Source organism: Nocardioides sp. Z43_10 (assembly GCF_059766615.1).
Genome location: NZ_JCBAJY010000007.1, coordinates 139478 through 156855, shown reverse-complemented (window position 1 = coordinate 156855; position 17378 = coordinate 139478). Strand labels below are relative to the sequence as shown.

The window sequence follows — 17378 nt, the reverse complement described above, 5'->3', positions numbered from 1 at the left end:
GGCGCCCGGTGCCTCCGCCGCGGCCGGCGTGGATAGGGTCTCGCGCAACATCCATCGAGCGACAGGGGAACACATGAGCTACAACGCACCGCCGCCTCCGTCCGGCTACGGTCAGCAGCCTTACGGAGCCGGCCAGCCGCAGGGCGACCACCCGAGGGCGATGCTGTCCTTGATCCTGGGGATCGTGGGGCTGGTCTGCTGCGGGCCCGTGGGCATCGCGGCGTACCTCATCGGCAACAAGGCGCTCCAGGAGATCGAGGCGTCCGGCGGGACGATCGGCGGCGCCGGGATGGCCCGAGCCGGCAAGATCTGCGGCCTGATCGCGATCATCCTGACGGTGCTCGGCATCCTGGCGGGGATCGTGCTCTTCGCGACCGGCAACGCGATGTTCGAGGGTGAGGTCACCACCTCCTGACCCTCAGGAGGCGAGCCACTCCAAGCCGGGCAGGTTGCGCAGCACCGCGAAGGCCAGCAGCGCGGCGATGACGACCGTGCCGATGCGCAGCCGGGTGCGTGAGCTCACCATCGGCTCGGCGTCTCCGCGCCACTGCTGGCGTGCCCATCCGATCCAGAGGGCCACCAGCAGCGGCGCGGTCACGACCAGGACCAGGTTGCTCGAGGCCGCGGCGGCCAGGTCGAGGTCGGTCAGGGCGTGGACGGCGCGCAGGGCACCGCAGCCGGGGCAGTCGAGGCCGGTGCCCCAGGAGAAGGGGCAGACCCCCCAGCTGTTCTGCACGTTGGGGTCACGCAGGTGCAGGGCGTAGGTGAGGGCGCCGACGGCTGCGCCGCTCGCGAGCGGCGCCAGCATCCGGCGCGAGCGTGGCGGCAGCGGGTGCTCGGACCCGAGGAGGCCTCCCGGCCCGGGTCGCACCTGCGCCGCGGCCATCGCGGACTCAGTGTCCGGAGTCGTGCAGCCCCATCTTCACCATCACGGCGAAGACGAGCAGCGAGGCGAGCCCCAGCCCGATGCCCACCCACAGCAGCGGGATGTTGACCGGGTCGAACAGGCAGGCGATGCTGCCGACGAGGAATCCCAGGAATGCCACCGTCACGCCGGTCCAGGCCGCGGGGGTGTTGCCGTGGTTGTCAGCCATCTGCTGAGTGCTCCTCGTTCGGGTCAGGCGAATGCGTCGGGGCACAGTCTAGGGCCCGGCTCAGTCGGTCGGGTCGCGCCCCTCGTCCAGCGACTTCCACAGGTCGAGGCTGCTGCGCTCCTGCGGCGGAGCCTGGGTCCGGGGACCCGAGGACGCGCCGGGGGCGTCGTAGCGACTGCCCATCTCGGGCCAGCGCCCCAGCCAGCGCAGGGCCAGCCCGGTGGTCAGCACGCACAGCAGCGCCCCGATCAGCGCGGCCGGGTACCAGCCGGTGAAGGAGACGTCGATCTGGGTGACGCCCACGTCGGCGTAGCGGCGCTCCAGCGAGTCGGGGACCTGCCACCAGCCGGCCACGACGGTCGCCAGCGTCCCGAGGCTCGCCAGCAGGCCGATCACCGCCACCAGCCGCCTCACCCGGCGCCGGGTGACGAGCAGCACCCCCCAGGCCGCCAGCACGACCAGGCTCAGCGCGGAGGCCAGCGGCATCTGCCCGCCTCCCTGGTCCAGGCCGGCGCCGATCATCGCGGCACCCTGGGCATCGCCCACCTCGGCCCAGGTCTTGGTGGAGGCCACCGCGGCCAGGGTGCCGGCGGCGAGCCCGAGCAGCACGACCGGACCGAAGGTGCGGCGCGGGGACGGCGAGCCGCCCATCAGGCGGGTTCGCCGGCGAACGGGGCGTCCTGCTCGAGCAGGACGGCGTCGAAGCAGGTGCGGTCACCGGTGTGGCACGCGGCGCCCTCCTGGTCCACCTTGACCAGCAGGGTGTCGCCGTCGCAGTCCAGGCGCACCTCCTTGACCCACTGGCGGTGCCCGGAGGTCTCGCCCTTGACCCAGTACTCGCGGCGGCTGCGGCTCCAGTAGGTGGCCCGGCCGGTGGTCAGCGTGCGGGCCAGGGCGTCCTCGTCCATCCAGCCCAGCATCAGCACCTCGCCGGTGTCGTGCTGCTGGACCACGGCCGGCAGGAGACCCTCGGCGGTGAGCTTGAGGCGGGCGGCGATCGTGGGGTCCAGAGTGCTCATCACTCCTCCATTCTCCCCTGCTGCGCGACCCAGGACGAGTGCAGCCCCGCGTAGACCCCCTCCTGGCCGACCAGCTCGCGGTGCGGACCACGCTGGACCACTCGCCCCTGGTCGACCACGATCACCTCGTCCGCCTTCTCGGCCGTGGACAGGCGGTGCGCGATGGTGACCGAGGTCCGCCCGCCCATCAACCGCTCGAGCGCCCGCCCGATGCGCATCTCCAGCGCCGGGTCGACCGCGCTGGTCGCCTCGTCGAGCACCAGCAGGTCGGGGTCGGCCAGGTGGGCGCGCAGGAGCGCCACGAGCTGGCGCTCGCCGGCCGACAGTGACTCCCCGCGCTGGCCCACCCGGGTCTCCAGTCCGCGCGGCAGCGCGGCCACCCAGTCGGCGAGGCCGAGCTCGCCTGCCGAGGCGAGGATCTCGGCCTCGGTCGCGTCCAGCCTGCCGTAGCGGACGTTGGCGGTGATCGTGTCGTCGAAGAGGAAGCCCTCCTGCGGCACCAGCACCACGCTGCTGCGCAACGACGTCTGGCTGATGTCGCGCACGTCGATGCCGTCGAGCAGGACGGCGCCCTGGGAGGGGTCCATCAGCCGGGTGAGCAGCTTGGCGAAGGTGGACTTGCCCGAGCCGGTCTCCCCCACGATCGCCACCCGGGTGCCGGCGGCGATGTCCAGGCTCACCTCGCGCAGCACCGGCGGGCCGCCGGGGTAGGCGAAGCTGACCTGGTCGAAGGAGACGTCGATGGGCCCGGCCGGCAGCACGTGCCCCCGCTCTCCGGGGTCGACCAGGTCGGCGGGGGTGTCCAGGATCCCGATCACGCGGCGCCAGCCGGCGATGGCGCTCTGGGCGTCGGTGAGGATCTGGGTGCCCATCTGCACCGGGCCGACGAACAGGGTCACGATGAACGCGAAGGCGAGCACCTCCCCGGCGGTGATGTCGCCGGCGAAGCCGAGCCAGATGCCGCCGATGAGCACTCCGGCGTTGGCCAGGCCGGCCGAGACGCCGCCCAGGGAGAAGGAGACCGCGGTGAAGCCCTGCGCCTTGGTGCTGGCCGCCTTGTGACGCTCGATCGCCTGGTCGATGCGTGCCTGGGTGCGCCCCTGCACCGCGTAGGCCCGGACGACGGCCGCTCCCACCACGGGCTCGGAGATGGCCGAGAGCATCGTCGCGACCTGGCGGCGCACCACGCCGTAGGCGTCGGAGAGCTTGCGTTGGAAGAAGCGCAGCGACGCGAACAGCGGCGCGAAGCAGATCCACACGACCAGCGCGAGCTGCCAGCTGTAGACGACCATCACCACGGTCGCCACCAGGACCTGCCCGACGCTGACGATGAAGAGGATCCCGCCGAAGACCAGGAACTGGCTGACCTGGTCCACGTCGCTGGTGACGCGCGAGACCAGGGAGCCTCGCCGCTCGGTGTTCTGGGTGAGCAGCGGGAGGTCGTGGACGTGGCGGAAGGCCTTGGTGCGCAGCGTGGCCAGGCCCCGCTCGGCGCTGGCGTAGAGCCGGGCCGTCATCGCGAAGGTCGCCACGCCGGTCACCACCACCGCGAGCCCGGCCAGCAGCCCCATCCGGACGGTGAAGCCGACGTCCGGGCCACCGGGGCCGTTGATGCCCTTGTCCAGGGTCTGCTGCACCGCGATCGGCACGACCACCTGGCCCAGGGTGGAGAGCAACGCGAGCAGCATCGTGGCGACGATGCCGTCCTTGAGCTCCGGGGAGTGGTGGATGCCGCGGCGCAGGGTGGCGAGCATCGAGATGTCCTCGCCGGTCTCCATCCGGGTGCCGGAGACGCCCGCGGCGCGCACCGTCTGCGTGCTGGCGCTCATCGCTGCTCTCCCGTCGTGGTGCCGGTCGTGGTGCCGGTCGTGGTTCCTGTGGTGGTGCTGGAGGCGAGCTCGGCACCCGGGCCGCCGGGGCCCGGCTCGCCGTCGAGGTCGTGCTCGTAGGCGTTGACCAGCCGGGAGTACGACGGGCTGCGGGACAGCAGCTCGGCGTGGGTGCCCCGGTCCGCGACCCGGCCGTCCTCGAGATGGACCACCTCGTCGGCCAGGGCGATGGTCGCCTTGCGGTAGGCCACCACGACCAGCGTCGTGCCGGCGCCCGAGCCGCGCAGCGCCTCGAGGATCCGGGCCTCCACCTCGGGGTCGACCGCGGAGGTGGCGTCGTCGAGGATCAGCAGCCGGGGACGACGCACCAGGGCGCGCGCCAGCGAGATCCGCTGGCGCTGGCCACCCGACAGCGAGGTGCCCCGCTCGCCGAGCTGGGCGTCGAGGCCGCCGGGCAGCGCGGCGACGAACCCGTCGGCCTGGGCGGCGCGCAACGCGGCCCAGATCTCCTCGTCGCTGACGTCGGCGCCCAGCGCGATGTTGCCGCGCACCGTGTCGTCGAAGAGGAAGGCCGTCTGGGCGACCACCGCGACGGTCTCGGCCAGCTCGCCGTGGGCCAGCTCGCGCACGTCCTCGCCGTCGATGAGGATCCGGCCCCGGTCGGGGTCGACCAACCGGGTGAGCAGGGTGGTGATCGTGCTCTTGCCGGACGCGGTGGCGCCCACGATGGCGACGGTGCGGCCGGGCTCGACGCAGAAGTCCAGGTCGCGCAGCAGCGGCTCGTCGGGGACGTAGGAGTAGGCCAGGTGCTCGACGTCGAGGCGGGCGCCGGTGGCTGCGTCCGGGCGCGGCACGACGCGCTCGCCGTACTGCATCTCGCCGGTGGCCTCGAGCACCGCGGTGACCCGGCGGAAGCCGACCACGCTGCGCGGGAGCTCCCCCAACAGCCAGCCGATCGAGCGGATCGGGAAGGACACGATCGTCAGCAGGTAGGCCACGGTCACCACGGCGCCGGCGTCGGTCTGGCCGGCGAGCACCCGGGAAACCCCGAGGGCCAGCACGACCAGGACGCCGATGTTGGGCAGCGCCGCCAGCGCCGGGTCGAAGGCCGCCCGGATCCGGCCAGCCTTGATGATCACGTCGCGCAGCTCGGCGGCCTTCGCGCCGAAGCGCTCGGTCTCCTCCCCCTCACGGCCCAGCGTCTTGACGACCAGCGCGCCGTCGAAGGACTCGTGGGCGATCTCGCTGAGCTCCGCGCGCAGTGCCTGGGCGCGGGTGATCAGCGGCGACGCGTAGCGCTGGTAGGCCAGGTTGGCGAGGATCACGGCCGGGAAGACGAGCAGCCCCACGCCCGCGAGGACGAGGTCGGCGGCCAGCATCTGGGCGACCGCGATCACCATCATCGCCACCGTCCCCACGGCCATCGGCAGCGGCGCGATCGGCCCCCAGGCCGCCTCCACGTCGGCGTTCGCGTTGGAGAGCAGCTGACCGGTCGGGTGGCGCTGGTGCCACTCCATCGGCAGGGAGAGGTACTGCCGGGTGACGGCACGCCGGTAGTGGGCCTGCATCCGGTACTGCATGATGCCGGCGCCGAGCCGGCGCGCCACGATGCCCACCGCGCGCAGGATCGCGACGCCGAGGAACAGGCCCAGCACCGCCCACAGCATCCCGGCGCCGATCTCGCCGTCCCGGAAGGCCGGCAGCACCACGTGGTCGGTGGCCCAGCCCAGCACCCACGCGTCGGCGACCGTCAGCGCCCCGAAGAGCACGCTGCCCAGCGTCGACAGCGTGAAGATCCAGGGCTCACGCCGGATCGCCACCCCGAGGACCGCGAAGCCCTCGCGCATGGTCGACCCGCGGTCGGTCCTCGTCACCTGTGTGCCACCTGCTCCCACTCGCTGCGTGCGGCGCGTGCCCGGGCGGGCACGGCTGCTCCGGGGCCAACCCGCAGCGCCCGTCAGCCTATTCCCGGGCGCCGACAGCCCCCCGTGCCCGGGCGGCGCCCGTATGCTCGGCTCGCATGAGCCCGAATCCCACGACCGGGCGGGGACCCGACCACGTCCCCGCCGAACCTCGGCTGGCGCGCGCCGAGCGTGCGGCGCTGTGCGACCTGGCCCTCGAGCGCGGCCCCACGGCGCCCACCTGCAGCGGGTCCTGGACCACGCACGACCTCGTCGCCCACCTGGTGTTGCGCGAGCACCGGCCGCTGGCCGCCGCCGGCATCATGGTGGCGCCGCTGTCCGGGCTCACCGAGCGTGGGATGGACAGGCTCCGGACCCAGGAGCTCGCCACGCTGGTGGCCAGGCTGCGCCGTCCGGCCCTGCCCTTCCGGCTGGTGGGCCCGCTGGACCGGGTGGCGAACACGGCTGAGTTCTTCGTCCACCACGAGGACCTGCGTCGCGCGGTCCCGTCCTGGCAGCCCCGCGAGCTGTCCGCGGACGCCGAGTCCGCGCTGTGGGGCGCGCTGCGCGCGGTGGGGCCCGCTCTGGTCCGCCCAGCCGGGGTGCCGGTGGAGGTACGGCGCACCGACGGCGCCGCCGGGCCGGGCGCGACGGCGACGCTGCGCCGCGGCGAGGACCCGGTGCGGGTGAGCGGGCTGCCCTCGGAGCTGCTGCTGTTCGCGTTCGGGCGCCCCAGCGAGGGGCTCGTCTTCGAGGGGCCGGCCGCGCGGGTCACCCGGCTGCGGGCCGCGGACCGGGGGCTGTGAGCCCTCGTCGGTGAGGCAGGCGCGTCAGCGGACCGGGTGACCGGCTGCGGCCAGCGTCTGCTTGACCTCGCCGACGCGCAGCGTGCCGAAGTGGAACACGGTCGCGGCGAGCACCGCGTCGGCCCCGGCCTGCACCGCCGGCGCGAAGTGCTCGAGCGCACCGGCCCCGCCCGAGGCGATCACCGGGATGCTCACCTCGCGGCGCACGGCACGCAGCAGCTCGAGGTCGAAGCCGTCCTGGGTGCCGTCCGCGTCCATGGCGTTGAGCAGGATCTCGCCGGCGCCCAGCTCGGCGGCGCGCACCGCCCAGCCGATCGCGTCCAGCCCCGCCGATTGCCGCCCGCCGTGCGTGGTCACCTCGAAGCCGGACTCGGTGTCGGTGGCGCGGCGCGCGTCCACCGAGAGCACCAGGACCTGGTTGCCGAACCGGTCCGCGATCTCGGCGACGAGCTCGGGGCGCCGGATGGCGGCGGTGTTGACCGCGATCTTGTCCGCGCCCGCGCGCAGCAGCCGGTCCACGTCGGCGACCGAGGAGATCCCGCCCCCGACGGTGAGCGGGATGAAGACCTCCTCGGCGGTGCGCGACACGATCTCCATCGTGGTGGCGCGTCCCTCGTGGGAGGCGGAGATGTCGAGGAAGGTGAGCTCGTCGGCGCCCTCGGCGTCGTAGGTGCGGGCCAGCTCCACCGGGTCGCCGGCGTCGCGCAGCTCCTGGAAGTTGATCCCCTTGACCACCCGCCCGGCGTCCACGTCCAGGCACGGGATCACCCGTACGGCGAGGCTCATGCGCCGGCCTGGGAGGGCAGCGTCAGCGCGAGCGCCTCCTCGAGGGTGAACCGGCCCTCGTAGAGCGCGGTGCCGATGATCGCGCCCTCGACGCCCTCGCCCACCAGCGACTGCAGGGCCTCCAGGTCGGCCAGCTCGGTGATCCCGCCCGAGGCGACCACCGGGCGGTCGGTGGCCGCGCACACGTCGCGCAGCAGCTGCAGGTTGGGGCCCTGCAGCATCCCGTCCTTGTTCACGTCGGTGAGCACGTAGCGCGCGCAGCCCTCGGCGTCGAGGCGGGAGAGCACGTCGTAGAGGTCGCCGCCGTCGCGGGTCCAGCCGCGGGCCGCCAGGGTCCGCCCGCGCACGTCCAGCCCGACGGCCACCCGGTCGCCGTACGTCGCGATCGCCCGGGCGCACCACTCGGGGTGCTCCAGCGCGGCGGTGCCGATGTTCACGCGGCGACAGCCCGTGGCCATCGCGGCCTCGAGCGACTCGTCGTCGCGGATCCCGCCGCTCATCTCGACCTTGATGTCGAGGGCGCCGACGATCCGGGCCTGCAGCTCACGGTTCTCGCCCCGCCCGAAGGCCGCGTCGAGGTCCACGAGGTGCAGCCACTCGGCGCCGGCCTCCTGCCAGCGCAGGGCGGCCTCGACGGGGTCGCCGAAGCGCTTCTCCGAGCCGGCGACGCCCTGGACCAGCTGGACGGCCTGGCCGCCGGCGATGTCGACGGCGGGAAGGAGCTCGAGATAGGAGGACATGACGGCCTTTCACAGGGGCTGGGCGGCGGTGGACGCCGCCCGGGCAGAGGGGGGTCGGCGGCAGGTTCAGCGGGTGGGCAGGGAGGCGACCCAGTTGCGCAGCAGCGCCGCGCCGGCGTCGCCGGACTTCTCGGGGTGGAACTGGGTGGCGGTGAGCGGCCCGTTCTCCACCGCGGCGACGAATCGGTCGCCGCCGTGCTCGGCCCAGGTCACCAGCGGTGCCCGGGTCCGGTCGTTGGTGACCAGGCTCCACTCGCGCACGCCGTAGCTGTGCACGAAGTAGAACCGCTCGTGCTCGATGCCGGCGAAGAGCGTGGAACCCTCGGGCACCTCGACGGTGTTCCAGCCCATGTGCGGGACGACCGGCGCCTGGATCCGCTCCACCACGCCGGGCCACTCGTCGCAGCCGGCGGTCTCGACACCGTGCTCGACGCCGCGCGAGAACAGGATCTGCATGCCCACGCAGATGCCCAGCACCGGGCGGCCGCCGGCCAGCCGCCGGCCGATGATCTCGTGGCCCTTGACGGCGCGCAGGCCCTCCATGCAGGCGGCGAACGCACCGACGCCGGGGACCAGCAGGCCGTCGGCCTCCTCGGCGGCTCGGCGGTCGGCGGTGAGCTCGACCTCCGCGCCCGCGCGCTCCATCGCGCGCACCGCGGAGCGCAGGTTGCCCGAGCCGTAGTCGAGCACCACGACGTGGGGACGGCGGGGGGTCGGCTCCCCCGCGTCGGCGCTCAGAGCGTCCCCTTGGTGGACGGCACGCCGCTCTCACGCGGGTCGAGGGCGACGGCGTCGCGGAAGGCCCGCGCGAAGGCCTTGAACTGCGCCTCGACCAGGTGGTGCGGGTCGCGGCTGGAGATCACCCGCACGTGCAGCGCCAGCTGGGCGTGGAAGGAGATCGTCTCGAAGACGTGGCGGGTCAGCGAGCCCTGGTAGTCGCCGCCGATCGCCACGAAGACCTGCCCCTCGGGCTCGCCGACGTGCACGCAGTAGGGCCGCCCCGAGACGTCGACGGCGCACTGGACGAGCGCCTCGTCGAGAGGCACCAGGGCGTCGCCGAAGCGCCGGATCCCGCGCTTGTCCCCCAGCGCCTGGCCGAGGGCCTGACCGAGCACGATCGCGGTGTCCTCGACGGTGTGGTGGGCGTCGATGTGGATGTCGCCCTCGGTGCGCACCACCAGGTCGACCAGCGAGTGCCGGGAGAAGGCCGAGAGCATGTGGTCGTAGAAGCCCACCCCGGTGGACACCTCGTGGCGCCCGGTGCCGTCCAGGTCCACCTCGACGTGGACCTTCGACTCCTTGGTCGCTCGATCGATCGTGGCCGTACGGCTCATCGCTGTCCCTCTTCCATGACCTCGGTCAGTGCGTTCTTGAATGCTGTCATCTCCTCCGGGGTGCCGATCGAGACGCGCAGCCACCCCTCGGGGCCGGTCTCGCGGATCAGGACCCCGCGGTCGAGGAGAGCCTGCCAGGTCGCGTGCCGGTCGGCGAACCGGCCGAACAGCACGAAGTTCGCGTCGCTCTCGGCGACCTGCAGCCCCTGCTCGGCCAGCCACTGCACGGTGCGGTCCCGCTCGGCGCGCAGGTCGTCGACCCGGCCGAGCAGCTCCGGCGCGTGGCGCAGCGCCGCCAGCGCCACGGCCTGGGTGACCGCGGAGAGGTGGTAGGGCAGCCGGACCACCCGGATGGCGTCGCAGATCTCCGGCGCCGCGGCGAAGTAGCCGACCCGGGCCCCGGCCAGCGCGAACGCCTTGCTCATCGTCCGCGAGACCACCAGGTTGCGGTGCCGCTCGAGCAGCTCCAGCGCGCTGGGTGTGCCGGTACGGCGGAACTCGCCGTAGGCCTCGTCGACCACCACGATGCCGCCGGGCTGGTAGCTCGCGGCCGCCTCGCACAGCACGGTGACCGCCTCGGGCGGCAGCGCGGTGCCGGTCGGGTTGTTGGGCGAGGGCAGCAGCACCACGCTGGGGCGCTGCTCGAGCACCAGCAGGCGGGCGGCCTCGAGGTCGAGGGAGAAGTCGCTCTCGCGGCGTCCCACGACCCACTCGGTGACCGAGTCCCGGGCGTACTCGGGGTACATCGAGTACGTCGGGGCGAACGACAGCGCGCGGCGCCCGGGCCCGCCGAAGGCCTGGAGCAGCTGCAGCATCACCTCGTTGGACCCGTTGGCCGCCCAGACCTGCTCGGGGCGCACCCCGTGCCCGAGGTAGTCCGCGAGCGCGACCCGGAGCTCGCTGAACTCCCGGTCGGGGTAGCGGTTCAGCGTGCCGGTCACCGCCGCGACCGAGGCGGCCACGTCGGCGACCACCGCCTCGGACGGGCCGTAGGGGTTCTCGTTGACGTTGAGCTGGACCGGGACGTCGAGCTGCGGCGCGCCGTACGGCTCGATGCCGCGCAGCTCCTCGCGCAGCGGCAGCCAGGTCTCCAGCGTGCTCACCGCTCCTCGAAGCGGGCGCGCACCGCGTCGCCGTGTCCGGGCAGGTCCTCGGCGTCGGCCAGCGTCACCACGTGGTCGGCGACCTCGGCGAGCGCCGCACGGTCGTAGGCCACCACGTGCACGGACTTGGTGAAGGCGCGCACCGACAGCCCCGAGGAGTGACAGGCGCAGCCCGCGGTCGGCAGGACGTGGTTGGACCCGGCGCAGTAGTCGCCCAGCGAGACCGGCGCGTAGGGGCCGACGAAGATGGCGCCGGCGTTGTTCACCCGGGCGGCCACCGCCTCGGCGTCGGCGGTCTGGATCTCGAGGTGCTCGGCGGCGTAGGCGTCGACCACCGCCAGGCCCTGCTCGACGTCGTCGACCAGCACGATCGCGGACTGGCGCCCCGACAGCGCGGTGCGGACCCGCTCGACGTGGCGGGTCCGGGCGACCTGCTTGTCGAGCTCGGCCTCCACCTCGTCGGCCAGCCGCAGGGACGGCGTGACCAGCACCGAGGCCGCCAACGGGTCGTGCTCGGCCTGGCTGATCAGGTCGGCGGCCACGTGGGAGGGCACCGCGGTGTCGTCGGCGAGGATCGCGATCTCCGTCGGCCCGGCCTCGGAGTCGATGCCGACGACGCCCTTGAGCAGCCGCTTGGCGGAGACGACGTAGATGTTGCCGGGCCCGGTGACCAGGTCGACCGGGCGGCACGGGCCGGCGCCGTAGGCGAACATCGCGATCGCCTGGGCGCCACCGACGGCGTACACCTCGTCGATGCCGAGCAGCGCGCAGGCGGCCAGGATCGTCGGGTGCGGCAGTCCCCCGTGCTCCTTCTGCGGGCTCGAGGTCAGCGCGATCGAGCCGACGCCGGCCACCTGGGCCGGCACCACGTTCATGATCACGCTGGAGACCAGCGGCGCCAGCCCGCCGGGCACGTAGAGCCCGACCCGGCCGACGGGCACCTTGCGGTGGGTGACCCGCGCCCCGGGGCCGAGGTCGGTGACCACGTCCTGCTCGAGCTCGGCCTCGCAGGTCGCGCGCAGCCGGCGGATCGACTCCTCCAGCCCGGCGCGGACCTGGGGGTCGAGCCGCTCGAGGGCGTCGCCGAGCGCCTCGGCCGGGACGGCGATGTCGCTGCGCTGGACACCGTCGAACTTCGCGGAGAACTCGGCGATCGCCTCGACGCCGCGCTCGCGCACGGCCTCGCAGATCGGATGCACGACGGGGATCGCAGCCTCGATGTCGAAGTCGGCCCGCGGCACGGCGGTCCGGTAGTCGAAGGGGGCGGCGGAGGTGGCGGCGCCCCGGAGGTCGATCCGGCGAATCATGGGTGTGATTCTAGTGCGGCGCGCCTACGCCCCAGAATCGCCGCGATGGCGTGGACGCCCGCGGTGCCCGGGCGACGGGGTCGCGCGGTCTATGCTCCACGCCATGGCCGGAGCCGAGCCCACCACGCTGCCGATGTTCCCACTGAACACCGTGCTGTTCCCCGGTGTCTCGGTGCCGCTGCGCGTCTTCGAGGACCGCTACCGGGCGCTGGTCCACCACCTGCTGCGCGAGCCCGACCCGGCGCGGCGGCTGTTCGCGTCGGTCGCGATCCGGGAGGGCTACGAGGTGGGCGACCACGGCACCCAGTCGCTGTACCGGGTCGGCTGTCGTCTCCAGCTCACCGAGGTGCAGCCGCACCCCGACGGCACCTTCGACATCGTCGCGGTGGGCCGCGACCGGATCCGGCTCGAGGGGCTCGACGTCACCGGCCCCTTCCCCCGCGGCGAGGTGGAGGTGCTCGGCGAGGCCGACGACCCGGTGCCCGCCGCGATCGCGGAGCGGGCCCGCGCCACCTTCACCGCCTACCGCGCGTCGCTGATCGGCTTCCGCGGCGACCCGCACCCCGGCGCGCTGCCCAAGGACCCCGCCTGGCTGGCCTGGACCCTGGCCTCGATCGCGCCGCTCCCCCTGCCCGACCGCCAAGCGCTGCTCGAGGCCGAGAGCACCGCGCTGCGCCTGACCCTGGTCACCGACCTGTTCCGCGCCGAGCTGCGCGCGATGAACGTGATCCCCTCGCTGCCGGCCACCCAGGTGGCCCGCACCGGCTGGTCCCCCAACTGAGGGTGCAGGCGATGGCCCGGAGGCAGGCCGGCGCGACGCCGGCGACGGTGGCACTGACCCGGGCCGGGATCGCCCACACGGTGCACGCCTACGCCCACGACCCGCGCGCCGCGTCGTACGGCCAGGAGGCGGCGCAGGCGCTGGGGGTCGACCCCGAGCGGGTGTTCAAGACCCTGCTCGTCGCCGCGGACGGCGACCTCGCGGTCGCGGTGGTGCCGGTCTCGGGGCAGCTGGACCTGAAGGCGCTCGCCCGCGCCCTGGGGTGCGCCAAGGCGGTGATGGCCGACCCGGCGCGTGCGGAGCGCGCCACGGGCTACGTCACCGGCGGCATCTCCCCGGTCGGGCAGCGCCGGGCGTTGCCCACGGTGCTCGACGACTCCGCCCTGCGCCACGCAGCGATCCACGTCTCGGCCGGTCGGCGCGGCCTGGAGGTGGAGCTGGCGCCGCGCGACCTGGTCGCGGTCACCGGCGCGCTCATCGCGCCGATCAGCCGGGGATCGGCGGGGTCCGGTCGTGGCCCTGGCGCCGGCCGCGCGGGCGACTGACGAGCAGCCACACCGCCAGCAGCCCGGTCAGCGACCCCAGCGGGAAGGCCAGCCAGGGGCTGCGGCCGCTGACCTGCAGCTCGCCGGGCAGGGTGGTCAGGTCGGGTGCGTCCGCGGCCAGCGTGGCCGGGTCCGCGGGGCCGAGCGAGTGCCCCACCACGGCCATCACGTAGGCGGCCAGGCAGGAGCCCACCACCACCCCGGCCAGCACCGCCAGCTCGTGGTGGGTCACGACCAGGCCCAGCACGACCGCGAGCAGGAGCCCGGCCACCACGGCGAGCAGCACATAGCCGCCGGTGCCGTCGAAGACGCGCGGCTGCTGAACGCTCGGCAGGCCCCAGGTCCCCTCGTAGACGAGGCCCTCCGGCGGCGTCCACCACCGCTCCCACAGCCAGCCCGCGCCGGCCGCCACCACGACGTAGAGCACGATCACGGCGCCGACCAGCGCCAGCGCCCGCGAGAGCGTCCGGGGTGAGCGTGCGCCGCGGGCACCCGACCGGTCGGGCCGCGCGCCCCACGGCTGGCTCAGCTGGTCAGACATCCGGGGCCCAGCAGCTGCTTGAGGTCGGCGAACAGGGCAGGGCTGGGGGTCACCCGGAGCCGGTCGTCGAGGCGCATCAGCGTGGTGGAGCTGCGGGTCAGCAGGCGCAGCTGGACCTCGGTCATCCCCGGGTGGGTGCCGAGCACGTCGCGCAGCTGCTCCACGACGGGGGCGGTGCACCGCGTCGAGGGCAGGCTGATCACGACCGGCCCGGCCGGGCCCTCGGACAGGTCGGGGACCGAGACCTCCTGGCCGTGCAGCTCGGGCTGGTCCTTGCTGCGCGAGAGTCGGCCCTTCACGGTGAGGATGGCGTCCTCGGTGAGGTAGGGGCTCGCCAGCTGGTAGGAGCTGGGGAACAGCAGCACGTCGATGGCCCCGTCCAGGTCCTCGAGCGTCACCATCGCCCAGGCGTCACCGCGCTTGGTGATCTTGCGCTGCACCGAGGTGACCAGGCCGCTGATGGTGATCGTGGAGCCGTCGGGACGGTCCTCGTCGAGCATCAGCTGACCGATGGTGCAGTCGGTGCCGTTGGACAGCACGTGCTCGAGACCGAAGAGCGGGTGGTCGGAGACGTAGAGGCCGAGCATGTCGCGCTCGTGGCCGAGCAGCGTCATCTTGTCCCACTCGTCGATGTCCGGGATGGTCACCGAGATCCCGAACCCGCCCCCGGACTCCTCGTCCAGGCCCCCGAAGAGCGAGTCCTGCCCGATCGCCTCGTTGCGCTTGATGTCGACGTACTGGTCGACGGCCGACTCGTGGATCGCCACCAGCGCCCGGCGCCGGTGCTTCATCTCGTCGAAGGCGCCGGCCTTGACCAGCGACTCGATCACCCGCTTGTTGCAGACGTTGGCGGGGACCTTCTCCATGAAGTCGTTGAAGTCGGTGTAGTTGCCCTTCTCCGCGCGGGCCGCGACGATCCCCTCGACCACGTGGGCGCCCACGTTGCGGATCGCGGTCAGGCCGAAGCGGATGTCGGTGCCGACCGGGGTGAAGGTCGCCTCGGACTCGTTGACGTCGGGGGGAAGCACCTGGATCTTCATCCGGCGGCACTCGTTGAGGTAGATGGCCATCTTGTCCTTGTCGTCCTTGACGGACGTCAGGAGCGCGGCCATGTACTCGGCCGGGAAGTTGGCCTTGAGGTAGGCCGTCCAGTAGGAGACAAGCCCGTACGCCGCGGAGTGCGCCTTGTTGAACGCGTAGTCCGAGAACGGCAGCAGGGTGTCCCACAGCGCCTTGATCGCCTGCGCGGAGAAGCCGCGCTCCTTCATGCCGGCGGAGAAGGTCGCGAACTGCTTGTCCAGCTCGGACTTCTTCTTCTTGCCCATCGCGCGCCGCAGCAGGTCGGCCTGGCCCAGCGTGTAGCCGGCCAGCTGCTGGGCGATCGCCATCACCTGCTCCTGGTAGACGATCAGCCCGTAGGTCTCGCCCAGGATCTCGGCCAGCGCGTCGGCCAGCTCGGGGTGCAGCGGCTCCACCGGCTCGCGCCCGGTCTTGCGGCGGGCGTACTTGTTGTGCGAGTCGGCGCCCATCGGGCCCGGGCGGTAGAGCGCGCCCACGGCCGAGATGTCCTCGAAGGTGTCCGGGCGCATCGAGCGCAGCAGCGCGCGCATCGGCCCGCCGTCGAGCTGGAAGACGCCCAGGGTGTCGCCGCGCTGGAGCAGCCGGTAGGTGGTCTCGTCGGTGAGCTCGAGGTCCTCGAGGACGACCTCCTCGCCGCGGTTGCGCCGGATGTTGATCAGCGCGTCGTCGAGGACGGTGAGGTTGCGCAGGCCCAGGAAGTCCATCTTGATCAGGCCGAGGCGCTCGCAGGTCGGGTAGTCGAACTGCGTGATGATCGCGCCGTCCTGCTCGCGCTTCATCAGCGGGATCACGTCGATCAGCGGCTCGCTGGACATGATCACGCCGGCCGCGTGCACGCCCCACTGCCGCTTGAGGCCCTCGATGCCGATCGCGGTGTCCACGACCTGCTTGACGTCGTTGTCGGCCTCGTAGAGCGAGCGGAACTCGCCGCCCTCGCCGTAGCGCTTGTGCGCGGGGTCGAACAGCTCCTTGAGCGGCACGTCCTTGCCCATCACCGCGGCGGGCATCGCCTTGGTGATCCGGTCGCCCATCGCGAAGGGGTAGCCGAGGATCCGGCTGGAGTCCTTGACGGCCTGCTTGGCCTTGATGGTGCCGTAGGTGACGATGTAGGAGACGCGGTCGTCGCCGTACTTCTCCGAGACGTAGCGGATCACCTCGCTGCGCCGACGCTCGTCGAAGTCGATGTCGAAGTCGGGCATCGAGACGCGGTCGGGGTTGAGGAAGCGCTCGAAGATCAGCCCGTGCTCGAGCGGGTCGAGGTCGGTGATGCGCATCGCGTAGGCGACCATCGAGCCGGCGCCCGAGCCGCGGCCGGGGCCGACCCGGATGCCGTTGTTCTTGGCCCAGTTGATGAAGTCCGCGACCACCAGGAAGTAGCCGGGGAAGCCCATCTGGGTGATCACGCCGACCTCGAAGTCGGCCTGCTTGCGGACCTTGTCCGGGATGCCCTGGGGGTAGCGGAAGTGCAGGCCCTTCTCGACCTCCTTGACCAGCCACGAGGTCTCGTCCTCGCCCTCGGGGCAGGGGAAGCGGGGCATGAACGTGCCGTTGCCCTCGGTGAACTCGACCTCGCAGCGCTCGGCGATCAGCAGCGTGTTGTCGCAGGCCTCCTTGAGGCCGTACTTGTGCTGCCACAGGTCGCGCATCTCGGCGGGCGACTTGATGTAGTAGCTGTCGCCGTCGAAGCGGAACCGCTTGGGGTCGGCCATCGTGGAGCCGGAGGAGACGCAGAGCAGGTGCTCGTGGGCCTTCGCGTCCCCCGGCATCGTGTAGTGCGAGTCGTTGGTGGCGATCGGCGGGATGTTGAGGTCCTTGGACAGCCGCAGCAGGTCGTCGCGCACCCGGTTCTCGATGGACAGGCCGTGGTCCATCAGCTCGAGGAAGAAGTTCTCGGCGCCGAAGATGTCCTGGAAGTCGCCGGCCGAGGCCCGGGCGTTCTCGTAGTTGCCCAGCCGCAGCCAGGTCTGGATCTCGCCGGAGGGGCAGCCGGTGGTCCCGATCAAGCCGGGGGCGTACTGCGCGAGCAGCTCACGGTCGGCACGGGGCTTGTAGAAGAAGCCCTCCAGCGAGGAGCGGGTGGAGAGCCGGAACAGGTTGTGCATCCCGGCGGTCGAGCTGGCCAGCAGCGTCATGTGGGTGTACGCGCCGCTGCCCGAGACGTCGTCGCCGCCGCCGTCGCCCCAGCGGACCCGCTTGCGCTCGCCGCGGGGCGTGTTCGGGGTGAGGTAGGCCTCCATCCCGATGATCGGCTTCACCCCGGCCGCCTTGGCCTTGGAGTAGAAGTCGAAGGCTCCGAAGACGTTGCCGTGGTCGGTCATCGCGATCGTGTCCATGCCGAGCTCGGCGGTGCGCTCGAACATCTCGCCCAGGCGCGCGGCGCCGTCGAGCATCGAGTACTCGGTGTGGACGTGCAGGTGCGCGAAGCCGTCGGAACCAGTCGCCATCGTCGGGGATGCTCCTCAGGGAATCGGGTGGAACGGTCGAGCTTTACACGGTGAAACGGCATGCCTCA

General features: G+C 72.7%; 18 protein-coding genes. 4 read left to right on the top strand and 14 right to left on the bottom strand.

Annotated features, from left to right (window positions below):
* Window positions 1-73 precede the first annotated feature (73 nt).
* Entirely contained in the window at window positions 74-415 is a 342-nt protein-coding gene (locus AC6EI4_RS14265) for a DUF4190 domain-containing protein (protein ID WP_498451843.1), read from the top strand.
* A 3-nt stretch (window positions 416-418) separates the two neighbouring features.
* Here AC6EI4_RS14265 and AC6EI4_RS14260 read toward each other — a convergent pair whose 3' ends face one another.
* Genes AC6EI4_RS14260 through AC6EI4_RS14235 form a run of 6 tightly spaced genes read right to left on the bottom strand, consistent with a single transcriptional unit; the run spans window position 419 to window position 5816 of the window.
* On the bottom strand, window positions 419-886 hold the full coding sequence (locus tag AC6EI4_RS14260) for a DUF2752 domain-containing protein (protein WP_498451842.1): 468 nt from the start codon (window positions 884-886) through the stop codon (window positions 419-421).
* Between the two features lie 7 nt (window positions 887-893).
* Window positions 894-1094 carry an HGxxPAAW family protein gene (locus tag AC6EI4_RS14255; protein ID WP_498421793.1) on the bottom strand — a complete coding sequence of 67 codons (201 nt, stop codon included), beginning with the start codon at window positions 1092-1094 and terminating at the stop codon, window positions 894-896.
* Between the two features lie 60 nt (window positions 1095-1154).
* The gene (locus AC6EI4_RS14250; protein WP_498451841.1) at window positions 1155-1745 is read right to left on the bottom strand and encodes a Trp biosynthesis-associated membrane protein; all 591 of its coding nucleotides are present in this window, start codon (window positions 1743-1745) and stop codon (window positions 1155-1157) included.
* Entirely contained in the window at window positions 1745-2113 is a 369-nt protein-coding gene (gene hisI, locus AC6EI4_RS14245) for a phosphoribosyl-AMP cyclohydrolase (RefSeq protein WP_498451840.1), read from the bottom strand. Before hisI ends, AC6EI4_RS14250 begins: the two co-directional genes overlap by 1 nt.
* The gene (locus tag AC6EI4_RS14240) at window positions 2113-3942 is read right to left on the bottom strand and encodes an ABC transporter ATP-binding protein (RefSeq protein ID WP_498451839.1); all 1830 of its coding nucleotides are present in this window, start codon (window positions 3940-3942) and stop codon (window positions 2113-2115) included. Before AC6EI4_RS14240 ends, hisI begins: the two co-directional genes overlap by 1 nt.
* Complete coding sequence (locus AC6EI4_RS14235; RefSeq protein ID WP_498451838.1) at window positions 3939-5816, bottom strand: ABC transporter ATP-binding protein; 1878 nt, start codon at window positions 5814-5816, stop codon at window positions 3939-3941. The genes AC6EI4_RS14240 and AC6EI4_RS14235 overlap by 4 nt, the downstream gene beginning before the upstream one ends.
* Window positions 5817-5962: 146 nt before the next feature.
* Here AC6EI4_RS14235 and AC6EI4_RS14230 point away from each other — a divergent pair, with 146 nt between their 5' ends.
* Window positions 5963-6649, top strand: coding sequence for a TIGR03085 family metal-binding protein (locus AC6EI4_RS14230; RefSeq protein WP_498451837.1), 687 nt, complete (start codon window positions 5963-5965; stop codon window positions 6647-6649).
* Window positions 6650-6673: 24 nt separating this feature from the next.
* Here the strand turns inward: AC6EI4_RS14230 and hisF are convergent, their stop codons facing one another.
* From hisF to hisD, 6 genes are all read right to left on the bottom strand, one after another.
* The gene (gene hisF / locus AC6EI4_RS14225; protein ID WP_498421799.1) at window positions 6674-7435 is read right to left on the bottom strand and encodes an imidazole glycerol phosphate synthase subunit HisF; all 762 of its coding nucleotides are present in this window, start codon (window positions 7433-7435) and stop codon (window positions 6674-6676) included.
* A complete protein-coding gene (priA, locus tag AC6EI4_RS14220) occupies window positions 7432-8175 on the bottom strand; it encodes a bifunctional 1-(5-phosphoribosyl)-5-((5-phosphoribosylamino)methylideneamino)imidazole-4-carboxamide isomerase/phosphoribosylanthranilate isomerase PriA (protein ID WP_498421800.1) in 744 nt (247 codons plus the stop codon). Before priA ends, hisF begins: the two co-directional genes overlap by 4 nt.
* 66 nt (window positions 8176-8241) lie before the next feature.
* Entirely contained in the window at window positions 8242-8868 is a 627-nt protein-coding gene (gene hisH / locus AC6EI4_RS14215) for an imidazole glycerol phosphate synthase subunit HisH (RefSeq protein WP_498421801.1), read from the bottom strand.
* 41 nt (window positions 8869-8909) lie between these two features.
* A complete protein-coding gene (gene hisB, locus AC6EI4_RS14210) occupies window positions 8910-9509 on the bottom strand; it encodes an imidazoleglycerol-phosphate dehydratase HisB (protein ID WP_498421802.1) in 600 nt (199 codons plus the stop codon).
* Complete coding sequence (locus AC6EI4_RS14205; protein ID WP_498421803.1) at window positions 9506-10612, bottom strand: histidinol-phosphate transaminase; 1107 nt, start codon at window positions 10610-10612, stop codon at window positions 9506-9508. The genes hisB and AC6EI4_RS14205 overlap by 4 nt, the downstream gene beginning before the upstream one ends.
* On the bottom strand, window positions 10609-11919 hold the full coding sequence (gene hisD / locus AC6EI4_RS14200) for a histidinol dehydrogenase (RefSeq protein WP_498421804.1): 1311 nt from the start codon (window positions 11917-11919) through the stop codon (window positions 10609-10611). The genes AC6EI4_RS14205 and hisD overlap by 4 nt, the downstream gene beginning before the upstream one ends.
* Window positions 11920-12022: 103 nt before the next feature.
* Here hisD and AC6EI4_RS14195 point away from each other — a divergent pair, with 103 nt between their 5' ends.
* Window positions 12023-12700, top strand: a complete 678-nt coding sequence (locus AC6EI4_RS14195) for an LON peptidase substrate-binding domain-containing protein (RefSeq protein ID WP_498421805.1) — start codon at window positions 12023-12025, stop codon at window positions 12698-12700.
* A gap of 11 nt (window positions 12701-12711) precedes the next feature.
* The gene (gene ybaK, locus AC6EI4_RS14190; RefSeq protein ID WP_498421806.1) at window positions 12712-13245 is read left to right on the top strand and encodes a Cys-tRNA(Pro) deacylase; all 534 of its coding nucleotides are present in this window, start codon (window positions 12712-12714) and stop codon (window positions 13243-13245) included.
* Here ybaK and AC6EI4_RS14185 read toward each other — a convergent pair.
* Window positions 13187-13786 carry a hypothetical protein gene (locus AC6EI4_RS14185; protein WP_498421807.1) on the bottom strand — a complete coding sequence of 200 codons (600 nt, stop codon included), beginning with the start codon at window positions 13784-13786 and terminating at the stop codon, window positions 13187-13189. The two genes, ybaK and AC6EI4_RS14185, sit on opposite strands and share 59 nt — an antisense overlap.
* The gene (dnaE, locus tag AC6EI4_RS14180; protein ID WP_498421808.1) at window positions 13771-17310 is read right to left on the bottom strand and encodes a DNA polymerase III subunit alpha; all 3540 of its coding nucleotides are present in this window, start codon (window positions 17308-17310) and stop codon (window positions 13771-13773) included. The genes AC6EI4_RS14185 and dnaE overlap by 16 nt, the downstream gene beginning before the upstream one ends.
* Window positions 17311-17378: the final 68 nt, after the last annotated feature.